This window comes from Vibrio sp. S9_S30, assembly GCF_014694455.1.
Taxonomy (GTDB): Bacteria; Pseudomonadota; Gammaproteobacteria; order Enterobacterales; family Vibrionaceae; genus Vibrio.
In genome coordinates, this window is the sequence record NZ_JAAUWT010000002.1 from 319419 (window position 1) to 338328 (window position 18910).

At 45.3% G+C, this 18910-nt stretch carries 14 protein-coding genes; all 14 read left to right on the forward strand.

Annotated elements, in window-relative coordinates; all coding sequences use genetic code 11:
* The first annotated feature begins 506 nt into the window (after nt 1–506).
* The 14 genes from HC752_RS03690 to HC752_RS03755 all read left to right on the forward strand — a co-directional run bounded on the left by HC752_RS03690 (nt 507) and on the right by HC752_RS03755 (nt 18833).
* Complete coding sequence (locus HC752_RS03690; protein WP_190333770.1) at nt 507–1640, forward strand: flagellin; 1134 nt, start codon at nt 507–509, stop codon at nt 1638–1640.
* 434 nt (nt 1641–2074) lie between these two features.
* Nucleotides 2075–3208, forward strand: coding sequence for a flagellin (locus HC752_RS03695; protein ID WP_190333771.1), 1134 nt, complete (start codon nt 2075–2077; stop codon nt 3206–3208).
* Nucleotides 3209–3484: 276 nt separating this feature from the next.
* Nucleotides 3485–4618, forward strand: coding sequence for a flagellin (locus HC752_RS03700; protein ID WP_190333772.1), 1134 nt, complete (start codon nt 3485–3487; stop codon nt 4616–4618).
* Between the two features lie 496 nt (nt 4619–5114).
* Entirely contained in the window at nt 5115–6248 is a 1134-nt protein-coding gene (locus HC752_RS03705; protein WP_190333773.1) for a flagellin, read from the forward strand.
* Between the two features lie 1088 nt (nt 6249–7336).
* Nucleotides 7337–8470 (forward strand): flagellin, encoded by a 1134-nt coding sequence (locus HC752_RS03710; RefSeq protein ID WP_190333774.1) that lies wholly within the window; start codon nt 7337–7339, stop codon nt 8468–8470.
* A gap of 171 nt (nt 8471–8641) precedes the next feature.
* Nucleotides 8642–9772 (forward strand): flagellin, encoded by a 1131-nt coding sequence (locus HC752_RS03715; RefSeq protein ID WP_190333775.1) that lies wholly within the window; start codon nt 8642–8644, stop codon nt 9770–9772.
* 533 nt (nt 9773–10305) lie between these two features.
* Nucleotides 10306–11439 carry a flagellin gene (locus HC752_RS03720; RefSeq protein WP_190333776.1) on the forward strand — a complete coding sequence of 378 codons (1134 nt, stop codon included), beginning with the start codon at nt 10306–10308 and terminating at the stop codon, nt 11437–11439.
* Nucleotides 11440–11515: 76 nt separating this feature from the next.
* On the forward strand, nt 11516–11926 hold the full coding sequence (locus HC752_RS03725) for a flagellar protein FlaG (protein WP_190333777.1): 411 nt from the start codon (nt 11516–11518) through the stop codon (nt 11924–11926).
* A 20-nt stretch (nt 11927–11946) separates the two neighbouring features.
* Nucleotides 11947–13824 (forward strand): flagellar filament capping protein FliD, encoded by a 1878-nt coding sequence (fliD, locus tag HC752_RS03730; RefSeq protein ID WP_190333778.1) that lies wholly within the window; start codon nt 11947–11949, stop codon nt 13822–13824.
* 3 nt (nt 13825–13827) lie between these two features.
* A complete protein-coding gene (locus HC752_RS03735; protein WP_190333779.1) occupies nt 13828–14133 on the forward strand; it encodes a flagellar protein FliT in 306 nt (101 codons plus the stop codon).
* Between the two features lie 12 nt (nt 14134–14145).
* Nucleotides 14146–14556: a flagellar export chaperone FliS gene (gene fliS / locus HC752_RS03740; protein WP_190333780.1), complete on the forward strand. Its 411-nt coding sequence runs from the start codon at nt 14146–14148 to the stop codon at nt 14554–14556.
* 235 nt (nt 14557–14791) lie between these two features.
* Nucleotides 14792–16255, forward strand: a complete 1464-nt coding sequence (locus HC752_RS03745; RefSeq protein ID WP_190333781.1) for a sigma-54 dependent transcriptional regulator — start codon at nt 14792–14794, stop codon at nt 16253–16255.
* Between the two features lie 122 nt (nt 16256–16377).
* Nucleotides 16378–17418 carry a sensor histidine kinase gene (locus tag HC752_RS03750; protein ID WP_190333782.1) on the forward strand — a complete coding sequence of 347 codons (1041 nt, stop codon included), beginning with the start codon at nt 16378–16380 and terminating at the stop codon, nt 17416–17418.
* A complete protein-coding gene (locus HC752_RS03755) occupies nt 17418–18833 on the forward strand; it encodes a sigma-54-dependent transcriptional regulator (protein WP_190333859.1) in 1416 nt (471 codons plus the stop codon). Before HC752_RS03750 ends, HC752_RS03755 begins: the two co-directional genes overlap by 1 nt.
* Nucleotides 18834–18910 lie beyond the last annotated feature (77 nt).

The window sequence follows — 18910 nt, forward strand, 5'->3', positions numbered from 1 at the left end:
TCTCTGAGGATCACGCCTCAGAGCGTGGTTCAACGTCATGGCTCAAAACCCGATACCTTGTCGTGATTAACTCGACGTGATTACTTCGGCGTGATTGCCTGCAAAAACGTGCCCTTTTAATCTTTGATCTGGTTAGCCCAAAATCAGGTTAGCCAAAGTAAGCTCGCATTTGAAAAAGTGAATAAGATTTTGACATCGCGGGTGCAGAGCTTTGGATTGGGCTCGAGAAAAAAGAAAGATGTATCGGCAAGGAAAATGCGAACTTTAGAGGGAAATAACAAAATATATCGCGTTTGATTTATTTGTAACCACTTAAGCTGGAAAATCCATTTTTTCTTAAAAAATTCCTCAAGGAAAACAATAGGGTGTCGTTAACTGTTTCATCTTGAAAATACCCCGAGTGACTTTTGATTTTTATCTTGAGGTTACTTCGGTGGCAATCAACTTGGTTTTCCGACGCATTGGCTCGGAAAGCGTAATTCGGAAAATCATTTGGAGCAGTACCCATGAGCATGACAGTAAACACCAACGTATCGGCGATGACAGCACAACGTCACCTTAACAATGCGGCCAGCGATCTAGCGACTTCAATGGAGCGCCTATCATCCGGCTTCAAAATCAACAGTGCAAAAGACGACGCTGCGGGCCTGCAAATCTCCAACCGTTTGAACGTTCAAAGCCGTGGTTTGGATGTGGCTGTTCGAAACGCCAATGATGGTATTTCTATTGCTCAAACCGCTGAAGGGGCAATGAATGAAACCACGAACATTCTGCAACGTATGCGTGATCTGTCATTGCAATCGGCAAACGGTTCTAACTCTAAGTCTGAACGTGTCGCTATTCAGGAAGAAGTGACCGCATTAAATGATGAGCTGAATCGAATAGCGGAGACGACGTCTTTTGGCGGGAACAAGCTGCTAAATGGTACGTACGGTACGAAAGCATTCCAAATTGGTGCCGACAACGGTGAAGCGGTTATGTTGACGCTAAAAGACATGCGCAGCGACAATTCTCTGATGGGTGGGCAGAGCTACCAAGCGACTGGCGGTAAAGACAAAGATTGGACCGTATCTGCTGCCAAATCCGATTTAACGATTAATCTAACAGACAGCTTTGGCCAAGCGCAGACTCTGACTATTAATGCCAAAGATGGCGATGATATCGAAGAATTGGCGACATACATTAATGGTCAAACCGATTTAGTGAAAGCATCAGTTGGTGAAGAAGGTAAACTGCAAATTTTTGCTGGCAATAACAAAGTATCCAGTGACCTTACGTTTGGTGGTGGTCTTGCTGGTGAACTCGCCATGGGGGCAAAGCAAGATGTTACGGTCGATAGCATTGATGTGACCACTGTTGCGGGGTCGCAAGAGTCTGTTGCGATCATTGATGCTGCGCTCAAATATGTGGATAGCCACCGTGCAGAATTAGGCGCATTCCAGAACCGTTTTGATCACGCCATCAGTAACCTAGATAACATCAATGAGAACGTGAACGCATCAAAGAGCCGCATAAAAGACACAGACTTTGCATCAGAAACAACCAAGATGACGAAATCACAAATCCTACAGCAGGCTTCAACGTCTATCCTTGCGCAAGCTAAGCAGGCACCTAACGCAGCGATGAGCCTCTTAGGTTAAATGAACGAATAAGTTAATTGAACGAATGAGCTAAAAGAAGGCAAAAAAGATCAGAGCGCGCTCTGATCTTTTTTTCTCTTACCTTCAAGAATGCGCATCATAGTAAACGATGGGCTCTTATCCCCTTTGAGGAAAGTAAAGGTTGAAGACATTTGTTAATTGAAAGTGAGCTGCTTACTCACTCTTCCCCTTAGAGCCTCCCATGCAGTTAGGACGATTTTTGCTCTATTTTCTCGACTCTAGAATGTTCCCACGTATTTATCAAAGCGTAATAGTCTGATTTTAGGTGAATTTTCAAAATCCCTCACCCAGTGGTTATTTTTTATTAAAGATCTTTTTAGCTGAGCCGTTATAAAAAGCACGAGAGAAAAATACGCTTGGTTTTCCGCGACGGCGGAGACCGTAATATCGGAAAATCAATTGGAGAATACATCATGGGCATGACTGTAAACACCAACGTATCAGCAATGACAGCGCAGCGTCACTTAAACAACGCAGCAAGTGACTTAAATCTATCCATGGAGCGCTTGTCTTCAGGTTTCAAAATCAACAGTGCCAAAGACGACGCAGCAGGTCTTCAGATCTCAAACCGTCTAAACGTACAGAGCCGAGGCTTAGAAGTCGCCGTGCGAAATGCCAATGATGGAATTTCCATTGCTCAAACAGCCGAAGGTGCGATGAACGAAACCACCAACATCCTTCAACGTATGCGTGACTTGTCGCTGCAATCAGCGAATGGCTCGAATTCCAAAGCGGAGCGCATCGCGATTCAAGAAGAAGTCACCGCATTGAACGATGAGCTGAACCGTATCGCAGAAACCACCTCGTTCGGTGGTAACCGCCTACTCAACGGAACGTACGGCACCGCTGCATTCCAAATCGGTGCGGATAACGGTGAAGCCGTGATGCTCACCATGCGAGATATGCGAAGCGACAACGCCATGATGGGCGGCAAGAGCTACCAAGCAGCGAATGGCAAAGACAAAGACTGGACGGTGCCAGATGCCGCGACAGACTTAACGATTTCATTGACCGACAGTTTCGGAGAGGCGCAAACCTTGAGCATCAATGCGAAGGCGGGCGATGACATCGAAGAGCTGGCAACCTACATCAATGGTCAAACCGATTTAGTGAAAGCATCGGTGGGTGATGGTGGGAAACTGCAAGTCTTCGCAGGAAATAACAAAGTGATAGGGGATGTCACCTTTGCAGGCGCGTTAGCGGGAGAGCTGGCATTTTCAGCTGGTCAGGATGTTACGGTTGACACCATCGATGTGACGTCTGTTGCCGGTGCTCAGGAGTCAGTAGCAATTATCGACACCGCCTTGAAATACGTGGACAGTCACCGAGCAGAGCTGGGCGCTTTTCAAAATAGATTTGAACATGCCATCAGTAACCTAGACAACATCAACGAGAACGTGAATGCGTCGAAGAGCCGTATCAAAGATACCGACTTCGCGTCAGAAACGACCTCAATGACAAAAGCCCAGATCTTACAACAAGCATCGACATCGATATTGGCGCAGGCGAAACAAGCGCCGAACGCGGCGCTAAGCTTGCTGGGCTAGTTAAAATTAAATCTAAATACCCGATTATGAAAGGAGCCGCCAAGGCTCCTTTTTATTTTTGAGCTTTTCAATGAAACATTAAGTAAACGATGAGTAAAGCTGTTTTTTATTCATTGTTAAGTTTGTTTTTTGGCTGCTTTAATAGTTATTTTAAATAAAGTGATGAAAATAACTAAAGTAATCGAATTCGTTGCCGTTAAATAAAGTACAGAGAGAGGAATGGGCTCCATTAGAGAGGGAACCCATAAATACACACCCTAATTTGGAGAATACATCATGGGCATGACTGTAAACACCAACGTATCAGCAATGACAGCGCAGCGTCACTTAAACAACGCAGCAAGTGACTTAACCCTATCCATGGAGCGCTTGTCTTCAGGTTTCAAAATCAACAGTGCCAAAGACGACGCAGCAGGTCTTCAGATCTCAAACCGTCTAAACGTACAAAGCCGAGGCTTAGACGTAGCCGTGCGAAATGCCAATGATGGGATTTCCATTGCTCAAACAGCCGAAGGTGCGATGAACGAAACCACCAACATCCTTCAACGTATGCGTGACTTGTCCCTGCAATCAGCGAATGGCTCGAACTCCAAAGCGGAGCGCATCGCGATTCAAGAGGAAGTCACCGCATTGAACGATGAGTTGAACCGTATCGCAGAAACCACCTCGTTCGGTGGTAACCGCCTACTTAACGGAACGTTCGGCACCGCTGCATTCCAGATAGGTGCCGATAACGGTGAAGCAGTCATGCTTACTCTGAAAGACATGCGAAGCGACAACGCCCTCATGGGTGGGAACAGCTACCAAGCAGCGAATGGCAAAGACAAAGACTGGACGGTGCCAGATGCCGCGACAGACTTAACGATTTCATTGACCGACAGTTTCGGCGAGGCTCAAGTGTTGAACATCAATGCGAAAGCGGGCGACGACATCGAAGAGCTGGCAACCTACATCAATGGTCAAACCGATTTAGTGAAAGCGTCGGTTGGCGAAGGCGGGAAACTGCAAGTTTTTGCAGGGAACAATAAAGTGGTTGGCGATGTGACCTTCGGCGGCGCTCTTGCAGGAGAGCTAGCGATGGGTACTGCAAACGGCGTAACGGTCGACACCATCGATGTGACGACGGTAGCGGGTGCACAAGAATCGGTCGCGATAGTGGATGCGGCACTGAAATACGTAGACAGCCATCGAGCCGAACTGGGTGCCTTTCAGAACCGATTCGGTCATGCGATCAGCAACTTAGACAATATCAATGAGAACGTGAATGCGTCGAAGAGCCGTATCAAAGATACCGACTTCGCGTCAGAAACGACCTCAATGACAAAAGCCCAGATCTTACAACAAGCATCGACATCGATATTGGCGCAGGCAAAACAAGCGCCGAACGCTGCGATGAGCTTGCTGGGTTAATCGACTCTCTTGCGGGAAGGGGCGCCTGCCCATGACGTTCCTTCCCGCCTCTCTTTCTCAATTGAGGAAGCGAGGAAAGCATGACATGCAAGAGAGATATGCATAAGAAATGGGTACAAAAGGTCACGCTGAACATGAGTCAAAGCAAATAAATAGATCGCTTTGCTGTTCTGATTTCTTAGTCGAAACAGCAAAGCGAATCTGTAAATGAAGGCGATTTCCGCCATTTACTATCAAATTAAGTATTCATGATAAACAAGACGGTATTGCTTGGTTTTCTTCCGGTAATCTTGAGTATTTTTCTTATTTTGTTGTTTGTTTTTGTGATTAAGGTTTGATTTGTGTTTTAGTGGTTCATTTTTTGATTTTTTTGCTTATTTTTAGCTAAAGAATTTTCATTTTGAGCCGTTATATAAAGTACAGAGAGAGGAAAGAGTGTAAGCAAATGTGCAAAGCTCTTTAATTACAAACCATCAACCAATTTGGAGAATACATCATGGGCATGACTGTAAACACCAACGTATCAGCAATGACAGCGCAGCGTCACTTAAACAACGCAGCAAGTGACTTAAATCTATCCATGGAGCGCTTGTCTTCAGGTTTCAAAATCAACAGTGCCAAAGACGACGCAGCAGGTCTTCAGATCTCAAACCGTCTAAACGTACAGAGCCGAGGCTTAGAAGTCGCCGTGCGAAATGCCAATGATGGAATTTCCATTGCTCAAACAGCCGAAGGTGCGATGAACGAAACCACCAACATCCTTCAACGTATGCGTGACTTGTCGCTGCAATCAGCGAATGGCTCGAATTCCAAAGCGGAGCGCATCGCGATTCAAGAAGAAGTCACCGCATTGAACGATGAGCTGAACCGTATCGCAGAAACCACCTCGTTCGGTGGTAACCGCCTACTCAACGGAACGTACGGCACCGCTGCATTCCAAATCGGTGCGGATAACGGTGAAGCCGTGATGCTCACCATGCGAGATATGCGAAGCGACAACGCCATGATGGGCGGCAAGAGCTACCAAGCAGCGAATGGCAAAGACAAAGACTGGACGGTGCCAGATGCCGCGACAGACTTAACGATTTCATTGACCGACAGTTTCGGAGAGGCGCAAACCTTGAGCATCAATGCGAAGGCGGGCGATGACATCGAAGAGCTGGCAACCTACATCAATGGTCAAACCGATTTAGTGAAAGCATCGGTGGGTGATGGTGGGAAACTGCAAGTCTTCGCAGGAAATAACAAAGTGATAGGGGATGTCACCTTTGCAGGCGCGTTAGCGGGAGAGCTGGCATTTTCAGCTGGTCAGGATGTTACGGTTGACACCATCGATGTGACGTCTGTTGCCGGTGCTCAGGAGTCAGTAGCAATTATCGACACCGCCTTGAAATACGTGGACAGTCACCGAGCAGAGCTGGGCGCTTTTCAAAATAGATTTGAACACGCCATCAGTAACCTAGACAACATCAACGAGAACGTGAATGCGTCGAAGAGCCGTATCAAAGATACCGACTTCGCGTCAGAAACGACCTCAATGACAAAAGCCCAGATCTTACAACAAGCATCGACATCGATATTGGCGCAGGCGAAACAAGCGCCGAACGCTGCGATGAGCTTGCTGGGTTAATCGACTCTCTTGCGGGAAGGGGCGCCTGCCCATGACGTTCCTTCCCGCCTCTCTTTTCTAAGAGAGGGGAGAACACCGCGGAGAGTGCAGATGGGTGTAGGGGTAACGAAATCGGTTTAGATTAAATCGAGGTTTTATACCCAGCCAGATCAAAAATGGTCGAAATCTAAGACCCATTCAGATCGCAAAGTAATGTAGACCAGTTTGCTGTTTTGATTAAACAGTCACAACAGCAAAAAGGTTTAAACGATATCGAGGTTTTAATGGGTATCGTGCCGAAAGTTCATGCAAGTCAACAAGATGCTTGAAGAGATTAACCAGATTGTAAGGAGATAGATACGATTAGCTAAACAATGCTCAGGCTGATTCGCTTTTTAATTTTAGCAGGAAGTGGGATGGATCTATCTGGACGCAATAAGCGGATCTAGAACGGTACAGTCACAATAGCAGGATAATTAAAGTGCGACCTATCAACCTAACACGCAATAACCAGGTAACGAGGTTATATATAGGCAGAGTGAAATGCACTGAAGAAATCTGATAGTTCATGCATTTGCACAACACTCGCCCATATCGGTTTCGTTTCATTGGAAGTGATCTATCCAAAGGTTGGATGGAGATTCAGAATTGTAGAGTACGGGTGCCTCGCCAGTGACTAACTGGACGCAAGAGCATCGGTGTATTCTCTGAATCCCTACATCTATTCCTGGTGTTAGTTCTTCTGATTTCTGTATGTTTAGGCGTATCTAAAACGTTACTTTTCTGGATAGGTATTACGTAATACTTATGCATTTCTATATCTACATACTGCCGCTCTGGTAGGAATTCCTCACATCGGAAAAACAACAAAAATAATGTAATTTATAAAACTATAACTGTTTGTATTTTAATAATAATTTAAGTTCAAATAATTTAAATAGCAATTTCATACACTTATTGGTTTATTCGTTATTTTTTAATGTTTTTTTCTTAAAAATACCTAAAGAAAATAAATAGTAAGTCGATACAAAATATGACTTTGAGAGAACTAATTGGTTTTCCGAGACGTCGGAAACCGCCCTTAACGGAAAATCAATGGGAGAAACACCATGAGTATGACAGTAAACACTAACGTATCAGCGATGACAGCACAGCGTCACTTAAACAACGCAGCAAGTGACATTAATACATCGATGGAACGTCTATCATCGGGCTATAAAATCAATAGCGCCAAAGATGATGCAGCAGGGATGCAAATCTCTAACCGCTTAAACGTTCAGAGCCGCGGTTTGGATGTGGCAGTTCGAAATGCCAACGACGGTATTTCGATTGCACAAACAGCAGAAGGGGCAATGAAAGAAACGACAAACATTCTTCAACGTATGCGTGATCTATCGCTTCAGTCTGCCAACGGTTCAAACAGTAAATCTGAGCGTGTTGCAATTCAGGAAGAAATTACCGCGTTAAATGACGAACTCAATCGTATTGCTGAAACCACATCATTTGGTGGTAACAAGCTTCTAAACGGTACCTTCGGCAATGCATCATTCCAGATCGGTTCGGACAGCGGTGAAGCCGTCATGCTGGGTCTTAAGAGTATGCGTTCTGATGAAAGCGCAATGGGGGGGCAAAGTTACCAAGCCGCCAATGCGAAAGATGCAAATTGGACGGTTGATGGTGCGGCGTCGGATTTGACCATTTCATTCACCGATAAAGATGGTGTTGATCAAAGCTTGACTATTAATGCCAAGGCGGGAGACGACATCGAAGAGGTGGCAACCTACATCAATGGTCAAACGGATCAAATTAAGGCGTCAGTCGGCGACAATGGGGTGTTACAAGTTTTTGCTGACAACAACAAAATTGACGGTGCGGTGACATTTGGTGGCGCTCTGGGTGGCGAGTTGTCTATGGGAGCTGCTCAGGCAACAACCGTTAACGATATCGATGTCAGAACGGTATCGGGTGCGCAACAATCGGTAGCGGTTGTCGATGCAGCGCTCCAGTATGTTGATAGCCATCGAGCTGAGCTGGGCGCATTCCAAAACCGGTTCGATCATGCAATTAATAACTTAGACAACATTAACGAGAACGTGAATGCGTCTAAGAGCCGAATTAAAGATACGGACTTCGCGAAAGAAACCACGGCGATGACTAAGTCTCAGATTCTACAACAAGCATCGACTTCGGTACTTGCTCAGGCAAAGCAATCTCCCAATTCGGCGTTAATGCTGCTGGGCTAGTACTCGAAGACTAAGGGCGGTCTGGGTGGTTGATTGTGTTGCAGCCACCTAGCATTCCACAGGGATACAGACGGTTTACCGTTACTGACTTAAATCGTCAATCCTGTGCCCAAGCAAGAGCATTGCTTAAAGTGGACATTCTACGAACTTAAAGATTTTCAGGAGCTTGCAGTGGCATTAACGGTTAACACCAACGTATCTGCAATGGCAACCAGACACCAATTGAAAGGTGTTATGAGCAATGTAAATACATCACTGGAACGCTTATCTTCGGGGATGAGAATCAACACAGCGAAAGATGACGCAGCTGGTCTGCAAATCTCAAATAGACTCCATGTACAAACTCGCGGGATAGATGTAGCAATTCGAAATGCAAATGATGGGTTGTCCATTGTTGAAACGGCCGAAGGTTCGTTAAACGAAGCAACCAATATCATGTTGAGAATGCGAGATTTATCCATTCAATCTGCCAACGGAAACAACAGCGATAACGATCGTCAGGCACTGCAAGATGAAGTGTCCTCTCTCAATGACGAACTCAATCGAATTGCTGAAACGACCAGCTTTGGTGGTGAGAAACTGATTAACGGAACGTATGGAACCAAATCGTTTCATATAGGACCTAACACTGACGCCATTATGGTATCACTGACAGACATGCGCACAGATAGTGAGCGTATGGGAGGAGACAGCTACGAAGCACAAAATGGAAAGGACAGTAACTGGGTAGTTACGGATTCAAGCAACGCATTAAATATCCAGTTCCAGGATGTCGCAAACCAACCCGTTAATTTGCAAATTGTGGCTATTCCCGGTGACAACATCGAAGAGTTAGCGACATACATTAACGGACAAACGAACGAGATCAGTGCTTCAGTTAATGAAAATGGACAATTGCAACTGTTTGCTCCAAATCATGATGTAAAATCTGATCTTACGTTTAGTGGCAGTCTTGCCTCAGAACTTGCACTATCGAAACAGGGGCAACTTACCGTCGATTCTCTCAACATCAGTACGGTAGGCGGCGCACAGCAAGCAATCGCGGTGCTCGATGCGTCATTGACCTATGTCGATAGCCAGCGTGGCCAGCTGGGAGCAATTCACAACCGATTCGAAAGTGGTATCTCTAACCTTGAAAACATGAACATTAATGTGAGTGGCTCCAAGGGGCAACTTAGAGATGCCGATTTCGCAAAAGAAGCGACAAGCTTTACAAAATCAAAAATTTTGCAACAAGCCTCAAACGCGATCATCGCGCAAGCCAATCAAATGCCCTCGGCGGCGACAAGCTTGCTGAATTAATATCGAGAGGCATTAGTCGCGTCATTGTTTATTGATATACCCTCTGACGCTATGCTGGAGAGCGTGTTCTGCATCCCTTCCAGGTGCTCTATCTCCCCATTCAAATAATACCCGCCAAAAAAGATCAGAAACTTGTACCTGAAATGGGTCGGTCTATGCGTCCCTGATGCCTGCTCGCAACGCAAAGCGGGCTTCTTAACTCACTGTTCTTTAACGTGGCTAGCTTGCTCTGACGTGCATTGTAGGAGCTGTAGAGTAAATGAAAAGAATGCTATCAGTCGCCATATTATCTTCCGTTATGACATTCTTTTTTTGAATGGGTGAGCTTCATATAAAATAGATCTTGACTCTAACCTACTGATCGTCATGCGGTTATTGAATCCCTTCTTTTACCCCCTTAACAAAGAATAAAAAAAATACGTTTTTCTCTAAAGAACTGGATGATTCAGCCGTTAAAAGGAATGCGAGAAATGAGATGGTTTAGCGAGGTGAGAGACGCGATGCCATCATCCTTAATGTCAAAGGAGATCTATATGACAATATCAGTAAACACTAATGTGTCTGCTATGACGGCCCAGCGTAACCTGAATAACTCTGTGGCCGACATGAACAGATCAATGGAGCGTTTATCATCGGGATACCGTGTAAATAGCGCGAAAGATGATGCCGCTGGGTTACAAATATCGAATCGTTTGGATTCACAAAGTCGCGGTTTAGACGTGGCAGTGCGAAATGCAAACGATGGGATATCAATAGCTCAAACGGCGGAAGGAGCGATGAAGGAAAGTACTAACATTCTTCAACGCATGAGAGACCTTGCACTTCAATCGTCTAACGGTTCCAACAGCCGCTCAGAGCGGATTGCGATTCAGCAAGAAGTGGGTGCTCTAAACGATGAATTAAATCGTATTGCAGAAACGACTTCTTTTGGTGGCAATAAGTTGCTGAACGGTACCTATGGCACACAATCTTTTCAGATAGGTGCCAGTTCCGGTGAAGCTGTATTGTTGAAAATGGGTAATGTTCGTTCCGACCATGAAAGTATGGCAGGAAAAAACTACACAGCGGCGAATGCGAAAGATGGCAACTGGGTAGTGGACAGCGAAGCTACTGACATAACCTTTGAGTTTACAGACACAGAGGGTAATGAGCAAAGTATCACTATCAACGCTTTGGCCGGCGACGATATTGAAGAAGTTGCGACTTACATTAATGGTCAGCAGGATTACCTAAAAGCTTACGTAGGCGACAATGGTGAGTTGGGTGTATTTGCCCATAACCAAAAAATAGATGGCGGTGTGACGTTCAGCGGTGGGTTAGCTGGAGAACTGAGCATGGGAGAGGCAGAAGGTGTTGCGGTCAATGATATTGACGTAACAACCGTTGCAGGCTCTCAACAAGCCATAGCCGTCATTGACGGTGCATTAACAAGTGTCGACAGTAAGCGCGCAGAGCTTGGTGCATTCCAAAGCCGATTTGACCACGCTATCAGTAATTTGGATAGCATTAACGAAAACGTGAACGCATCGATGAGTCGCATACGCGACACTGATTTTGCTAAAGAGACCACTCAATTGACGAAGTCTCAGATCCTTGAGCAGGCGAGTACATCTATCCTCGCTCAAGCAAAACAGTCACCATCCGCGGCACTGAGTTTGTTGGGTTAAATCTGGTATACTTCTGTGTAAGAAGCGAGCATAAGGGCAACCTTTTGTAAGCTGTCAAGGTGGAGGTGAGATCGTTATGGACATATCATCCTACACATCGATTTCCCAGCCTTCTTATGGTAGTGGCACAAAAATTGCTTCTACAGCTGAGGGTGTATCCAGTGCTAATGCGCAAAAACGAGCAGAAAAAGAAGAGGTAACCCCAAAAGACGCTATCCAGAACGAATCTGCGCAGTCTTTTTCGAAAGAGCGTACTAAGATTAACGCAGCCGAACTGGAGAAACGGATTGATGAAGTAAATGATTTTATTTCGTCACTCAATAAGGGATTATCTTTTAAATTCGATGACGAATCTGGGAGACGAGTCGTCACTGTATTCGATGCGGATACTGGCGATATCATCAAACAGATACCGAGCGAAGAAATGCTCGAAATATTAAGGCGCCTAGCCGCCAATTCCTCCGGGTTGATCGTGGAAAAGGTGTAATTAGGTATGAAGGTGAATGAATGAGTGTAAACCCAATGGGCGGAATGTCTGGTCTGGACATCAACTCTATGGTGAGCAAAATTGTGGATTCGGAGCGGCTTCCAAAGCAGCAACGGATCGATAATGAGCGCATCAAAGTTGAGACCAATATCAGCGCCTATGGTCGACTCAGGGAATCACTGGATTCTATGAAAGCACTGATGGCTCAGTTTCGTCAGGATAAGGCTTTCGCCGTACGTTCGGTGGAGTCATCTGATGAAGAAGTAGTTTCGGCTACTGCCACAACGGACGCAATTGCTGGCAAATATGCTGTCGATGTGGTGCAGCTTGCTCAGAACCATAAGTTGGGTTCTAACATTGTGGGTGAGAAAACTCGCTTTGGGGCTGGTGAGCTGCAGATCCGTTTAGGAAAAAGGGATTTTACTGTTGAAGTAAAACAAAATGCCAAGCTCATTGATGTTGTAAAAAGCATCAATGCAGCTCCCGGCAATCCTGGTGTTCGCGCTGCCATCATTAATGATGTTGATGGCCAGCGCATTATTTTAGCCTCAGAAAAAACGGGTGCAGAAAATCAAATCTATGTTTCAGCCAATTCCGCTGATCCAAACAATCCCTTGGAAGCGCTTGAATATAAAACGCTAGAAGACAGGATGAAAGACCTGGAAGAAGCGCAAGCGGCACTCCTAAAACTGCAAACTTCGCCAGTTTTAACAGCAGATGGGCAAGATGTTGCCGTTCTGTCGAATAAATATTCACCAAAAGAAATTGAAGAAGCTCTAGAAGGCAAGCCGATCAATCCTGATGGTGCGCTGCCCGTCTATGTCGTTAACTTACCGGGTATCGAAGAGCCCGTTATTATTGATGGTGTAGAACAACAAAAGCCGCCTAAGCCAGAAGACACCATTCCAGGCTTCTCTGAAGCGGCATCAGGCACATTACTGAGCTCTTACAAGCCAAGAACCGACGGGTTGGATGACGAAGCACGCGAGAAGTCGTCCGATATACCTGGTTGGTCGCCAACGGCGTCAGGCACACTAACCGATTCCTACGTCACGGTGAAAGAACGTGATGCCATGCTGATGACGAATGCTAAAGCTCAGTACGATCAAGACATCAAAAATGCCATGTCAAGAATCGAAGTCGCCCAAAAAGCGTTTGATGGCTATAGTGGTATGAATGAATTACAACAAGGTCAAGATTCTTTGGTGGTCTTGGATGGCATTGCACAGGTCAGCAGCGACAATAATGTTATTGAGAACGCGATTGATGGCGTAGACTTGACGCTAAAAGGCGTATCAGACCCGAAGAAACAAACGGAAATCGGGATAGACTACGATAGAGAACGTGTCAGGAACGATATCCTAACGTTTGTGGATTCGTACAACCAGTTCTTTAGGCTCAGCAAAGAACTTTCAGCGGCAGATCCTGCTTCTGGGGCCGCGGGTCCTCTTTCTGGAGACAGTATCGTTCGTGGCGCTGAATCGCGTTTAAAGACGGTTTTTACTACCGCGATAAAGGATGCACCAGAAGATATTAAAACCCTGACGGAATTTGGCATAACGACGACGCGTCAGGGGACGCTGGAAGTTAATTATGACATGCTCGATCGGCAACTAAATAAAAATTTCACCAAGCTTGGTGAGTTTTTTGGTGGAAGTGATGGCTTTGCGAAAAAGGTAGAAGACGCCATACATTCGATGACCGGTGTGACAGGTTCTATCAGTACACGAGAAAAGAGCCTGTATGAGCAGAATTACCGTTTGAACGATCAGCAAGTCAACTTAGATCGTCGAATGGACACCCTCGCACAAAGAACGCAGGATAAGTTTTCTGCGATGAAGGAAGCGACCAGTAAGATGCAGGCACAGCTTTCTGGCATGATGAATGCATTTGGTTAATGTATGTCCAATATATTGACCGACCTAAGCGATCTCGATCGGCAGCTTGTATCTTTTTTAGAAAAAGATGAAATAATGGCTGAAGAAATTGTTGCTGTGGTCGATAAAAGAGAACAGTTGTTGCAAAGTGTTTTGCAAGAGTTTGAAAAATCGCCTGAGCTCATCAATAAAGAAGAGTGGAAAGACGCTGTGGTTAGAACACAGAAAATGGTTTTATTGATGCAGGCGAATACCAATAAAATTGCTGAACACTTGAAAAAGTATCGACACGGAAACAAGTCGGTTCAGCAATACAAGAAGTTTCTATAAGAGAGGATTACCATGCGAGGTTCTTTACAGGCTTACAAAAAGGTTTCAGTAGACAGTCAATTGTCTGCGGCCTCTCCGCATAAGATCATTCAAATGCTGATGGCTGGTGCAATTGAGCGCCTGATTCAAGGTAAGGCTGCAATGCAGCAGGGAAACATAGCAACAAAAGGTGAGCGTTTAGGTAAAGCGTTAGACATTGTAATCGCCCTTCGATCTTGCTTATCTATGGACGACGGTGGTGATATTGCTAAAAATCTAGATCAGTTATACGAATTCATGATTGCGCAAATTACGGTTGCGAATCAGAGTAACGAACCCAAACCAATTGATGATGTGGTCGATATCATTCGAGAGATCAAATCAGCATGGGATCAGATTCCAGCTGAGTTTCATAATTTGACCTCTGCGGAAATAGGTCAGTAACACGGATTTAAGATGTTTTAGAACAAAACTCACATCCGCAAAGTGCTTGGTTGCCTTATTTTTTTTATCGCATAGAATAGAGTCATTATTAGAGCCTACTCTTTTAATGACTTTTTTGTTTTTGCTGCTCTCTTAACGCTCGTGATATTGCATACTTCATTCGTAAATGAAACAAAGTTGCAGGGCTTAGGTCTGTACGATAATGATTAAAATCTAAAGGCAAACACTTATTTATATGCAAGGCTTGGCACAATTGTTGATTATTGAAGATGATCAGCAGGTTAAACATAATTTAAGCATAATTCTTGAGTTTATCGGTGAACACTGTGAAGTCATCAGTACCGATGAAATCGACAGCATTGATTGGTCAGCAACATGGGCGGGATGTATCTTAGGATCTGTAAACCATAAAGCGCCTCTTACTAAAACACTGAAACAATCCAACCATATTCCACTTCTTACGTTAAGCAGTAACACCATTTCTGTGGATGACTTTCCACATTATGTTGGTGAGCTTGAACAGCCTTTGAATTACCCCCAGCTCAGTGATGCTTTGCGACATTGCCAAGAGTTTCTTGGTCGAAAAGGGGGGCCATTGCCGTCGGCGAGCCGTAAAAACACACTGTTCAGAAGTTTGGTTGGGCAAAGTCAAGGCATACAAGATGTGCGTCACTTGATCGAACAAGTATCTGCAACCGAAGCGAATGTTCTTATTCTTGGCGAGTCTGGGACAGGTAAAGAGGTCGTGGCGAGAAATATCCACTATCACTCCCCGCGTAGAAATGGCCCATTTGTTCCAATTAACTGTGGCGCCATTCCTCCCGAGTTGTTAGAGAGCGAATTGTTTGGTCATGAGAAAGGCGCGTTTACAGGTGCAATCACCGCACGTAAAGGGCGGTTCGAGTTGGCTGAAGGTGGCACACTTTTTCTTGATGAAATTGGCGACATGCCAATGTCAATGCAGGTGAAATTGCTTCGAGTGCTTCAAGAGCGTAGCTTCGAGCGTGTCGGTGGCAACAATACAATCAAAGCCGATGTTCGAGTGATTGCAGCGACGCACCGCAACCTCGAGAAAATGATCGAAGAAGAAAAATTCCGTGAAGACTTATTCTATCGATTGAATGTTTTTCCTATCGATATGCCAGCTCTTAAAGATCGTAAAGAAGACATTCCACTTTTGCTCAAAGAATTGCTGACCCGAATGGAAGCTGAAGGTGGGATGCCGATATGCTTCACACCTCGGGCCATCAATTCCATGATGGAACATGATTGGCCAGGTAATGTGCGTGAGCTCGCCAATCTGGTTGAGCGCATGGTGATTCTGTTTCCAAACAGCTTAGTGGATGTGAATCATCTACCCACCAAATATCGCTATAGTGATATTCCAGAGTTTCAGCCAGAAAATATTGGCTCAAGTCGAACCATTGAAGAGCAAGAGCGTGACGCACTTTCTGACATTTTTTCTGAAGACTTCAATTTTGAAGGAAGTGTGCTCGATATGGCCGACAATGCCAATAGCCCTCAAGAGTTACCTCCAGAAGGTGTTAATTTGAAAGAGCTCTTGGCTGACGTTGAAGTGAACATGATCAGTCAAGCGTTAGAGGCTCAAGGTGGTGTCGTTGCTCGAGCGGCAGACATGTTAGGAATGCGCCGTACCACCCTAGTAGAGAAGATGCGTAAGTATAATCTCAATCGGTAAGCACGTTTTTGTCAATCAATTGACACTGTCTTTTTTGGTTTAATTATCTGATATTTAAGCAAAAATAGCCTGGCATGCATTATGCATCCTAGGCTATTGTTGTTTTTAGTCGGAAACCTGTCATGGCACCATCAGAAATTCAAGAAAGCAGCTCGACGTTAGGAACCTTAGAAGATCAAGTTGCGCGTTACAAACAAGTTTTGGATGTGATGCCAGCTGGGGTTATCTTACTTGATACCCAAGGCAGTGTTTACGAAGCGAACCCTGAAGCAGAAAAATTGCTGGAAGTTCCGCTAGTCGGACAGAAGTGGTTTGAAGTCATCCAAGCTGCGTTTGCTCCACGAGAAGATGATGGGCACGAAATTTCACTTCGTAATGGTCGTAAAGTACGCCTTGCCATTTCTGCCTCTCAAACTGGTCAGCTAATTTTGATTACCGACTTAACTGAAACACGATTATTGCAAGCTCGTGTTGGCGATTTGCAGCGGTTGTCCTCTTTAGGGCGAATGGTGGCATCTTTAGCGCACCAAGTACGCACGCCACTTTCTAGCGCAATGCTTTACGCTTCCAACTTAGGTGCGCCAAACCTACCGGCTCCCACACGTGAACGTTTTCAAACCAAACTGGTAGACCGATTACACGATCTCGAAAAACAAGTTAACGACATGCTGTTATTTGCAAAAGGTGGAGATAACAAAGTCGTCAAGCCGTTTACGGTCGACGATCTGCGCTCTGAATTTCAACCTATGGTAGAAACCGCAATCAAAACCAGCTCAATTGATTACCATCTCGAATTAGAAAACCCGGATGCGATATTAATGGGGAACGCCAATGCGGTGGCGTCAGCGTTGAGCAATCTTGTTATCAATGCCATACAGATTTCAGGGAAAGAAGCGCAAATTGATGTCTACTTTCGAGTCGTAAATAACGAACTCAAAATTTCGATTCAGGACAGCGGTCCAGGTGTCCCTCCTGAATTACAGCAAAAAATTATGGAACCTTTCTTTACTACTCGCTCTCAAGGGACGGGATTAGGGCTCGCCGTTGTTCAAATGGTATGTCGAGCCCATGATGGAAGGTTAGAACTGATTTCAGAGCCGGGAGATGGTGCTTGTTTCACTGTCTGTCTGCCCCTTGCAACAACAAACTCTGGAGAAGAATGATGGCTCAAAGCAAAGTACTGATAGTGGAAGATGACGAAGGTCTACGTGAGGCTCTTGTAGACACCCTTGCTTTAGCAGGATATGAGTGGGTCGAGGCGGATTGTGCGGAACAAGCTCTGATTATTCTAAAATCAGAAGAAGTGGATATTGTTATATCCGATGTGCAAATGGCTGGTATGGGCGGATTAGCGCTGCTCCGAAATATTAAACAGCATTGGCCAAACCTACCTGTATTGTTAATGACTGCCTACGCCAATATCGAAGATGCGGTTGCCGCCATGAAAGAAGGGGCGATTGACTATATGGCGAAACCATTTGCACCAGAAGTGTTGCTCAACATGGTTAGCCGTTACGCGCCCGTAAAAAGTGACGATGAAGGTGATGCAGTCGTCGCGGACGAGAAAAGCCTTAAGTTGTTAGCTCTCGCAGACAAAGTCGCGAGAACGGACGCCAATGTTATCGTGCTTGGACCCAGTGGCTCGGGCAAGGAAGTCATGTCTCGTTACATACACAATGCATCCCTGCGAAGTGAAGGGCCTTTTGTCGCCATCAACTGCGCTGCCATTCCCGATAATATGCTGGAAGCCACACTGTTTGGGTACGAGAAAGGGGCGTTTACTGGTGCCGTTCAGGCATGTCCAGGTAAGTTCGAACAAGCTCAAGGCGGCACCATTTTACTCGATGAGATCAGTGAAATGGACTTGAATCTACAAGCAAAACTACTCCGCGTATTACAAGAGCGAGAAGTCGAACGTTTAGGCAGTCGTAAGAGTGTCAAACTGGATGTGCGTGTGTTAGCCACCAGTAACCGTGATTTGAAACAGTACGTAGCACAAGGTCATTTCCGGGAAGATTTGTATTACCGCTTGAACGTATTCCCAATTGCTTGGCCACCATTGTGTCAGCGTCAGGGCGACATTGAGCCACTCGCCAAACACTTGGTGGAACGTCATTGTAAGAAGTTAGGCATGCCCGTTCCTAACATATCAGCAACGGCATTGCACAAATTGGTGTCCTACCCTTGGCCAGGTAACGTGCGTGAACTTGATAACGTTATCCAGCGTGCTTTAATTTTAAGTGAGCAAGGCGACATTGATTCCGACCACATCCTGCTTGAAGGTGTCGATTGGCAAGATGCCAATAGTTTGCAGGCGGTTGTTGAATCGGGTGATGTGGCTATACCTTCCGTTAAGCCTATCGCAGAGCCCGATAATGAGATTACAAAAATAATGGGATCGTCTACCGATGGTCTAGGTTCTGAGCTAAGAGAACAGGAATACGCTATTATTTTGGATACGTTGGCGGAATGTAATGGGCGCAGAAAAGAAATGGCGGAAAAGCTAGGTATTAGCCCAAGAACACTGCGCTACAAGTTAGCAAAAATGCGTGATTCGGGTATTGATATCCCTAATTAATAGGCGTCATACTAGCGTTCCTATACAGTGGCATATTAATTGCAAGGTCAAAGAGTAGAATGCAGTAAAAAGTCAGA

What these genes read in the sequence shown, in the direction of transcription:
- HC752_RS03690 (WP_190333770.1), top strand. Translation starts at nt 507, where the DNA reads ATGAGCATGACAGTAAACACCAACGTATCGGCGATGACAGCACAACGT.
- HC752_RS03695 (WP_190333771.1), top strand. Translation starts at nt 2,075, where the DNA reads ATGGGCATGACTGTAAACACCAACGTATCAGCAATGACAGCGCAGCGT.
- HC752_RS03700 (WP_190333772.1), top strand. Translation starts at nt 3,485, where the DNA reads ATGGGCATGACTGTAAACACCAACGTATCAGCAATGACAGCGCAGCGT.
- HC752_RS03705 (WP_190333773.1), top strand. Translation starts at nt 5,115, where the DNA reads ATGGGCATGACTGTAAACACCAACGTATCAGCAATGACAGCGCAGCGT.
- HC752_RS03710 (WP_190333774.1), top strand. Translation starts at nt 7,337, where the DNA reads ATGAGTATGACAGTAAACACTAACGTATCAGCGATGACAGCACAGCGT.
- HC752_RS03720 (WP_190333776.1), top strand. Translation starts at nt 10,306, where the DNA reads ATGACAATATCAGTAAACACTAATGTGTCTGCTATGACGGCCCAGCGT.
- HC752_RS03725 (WP_190333777.1), top strand. Translation starts at nt 11,516, where the DNA reads ATGGACATATCATCCTACACATCGATTTCCCAGCCTTCTTATGGTAGT.
- fliD (WP_190333778.1), top strand. Translation starts at nt 11,947, where the DNA reads ATGAGTGTAAACCCAATGGGCGGAATGTCTGGTCTGGACATCAACTCT.
- HC752_RS03735 (WP_190333779.1), top strand. Translation starts at nt 13,828, where the DNA reads ATGTCCAATATATTGACCGACCTAAGCGATCTCGATCGGCAGCTTGTA.
- fliS (WP_190333780.1), top strand. Translation starts at nt 14,146, where the DNA reads ATGCGAGGTTCTTTACAGGCTTACAAAAAGGTTTCAGTAGACAGTCAA.
- HC752_RS03745 (WP_190333781.1), top strand. Translation starts at nt 14,792, where the DNA reads ATGCAAGGCTTGGCACAATTGTTGATTATTGAAGATGATCAGCAGGTT.
- HC752_RS03750 (WP_190333782.1), top strand. Translation starts at nt 16,378, where the DNA reads ATGGCACCATCAGAAATTCAAGAAAGCAGCTCGACGTTAGGAACCTTA.
- HC752_RS03755 (WP_190333859.1), top strand. Translation starts at nt 17,418, where the DNA reads ATGGCTCAAAGCAAAGTACTGATAGTGGAAGATGACGAAGGTCTACGT.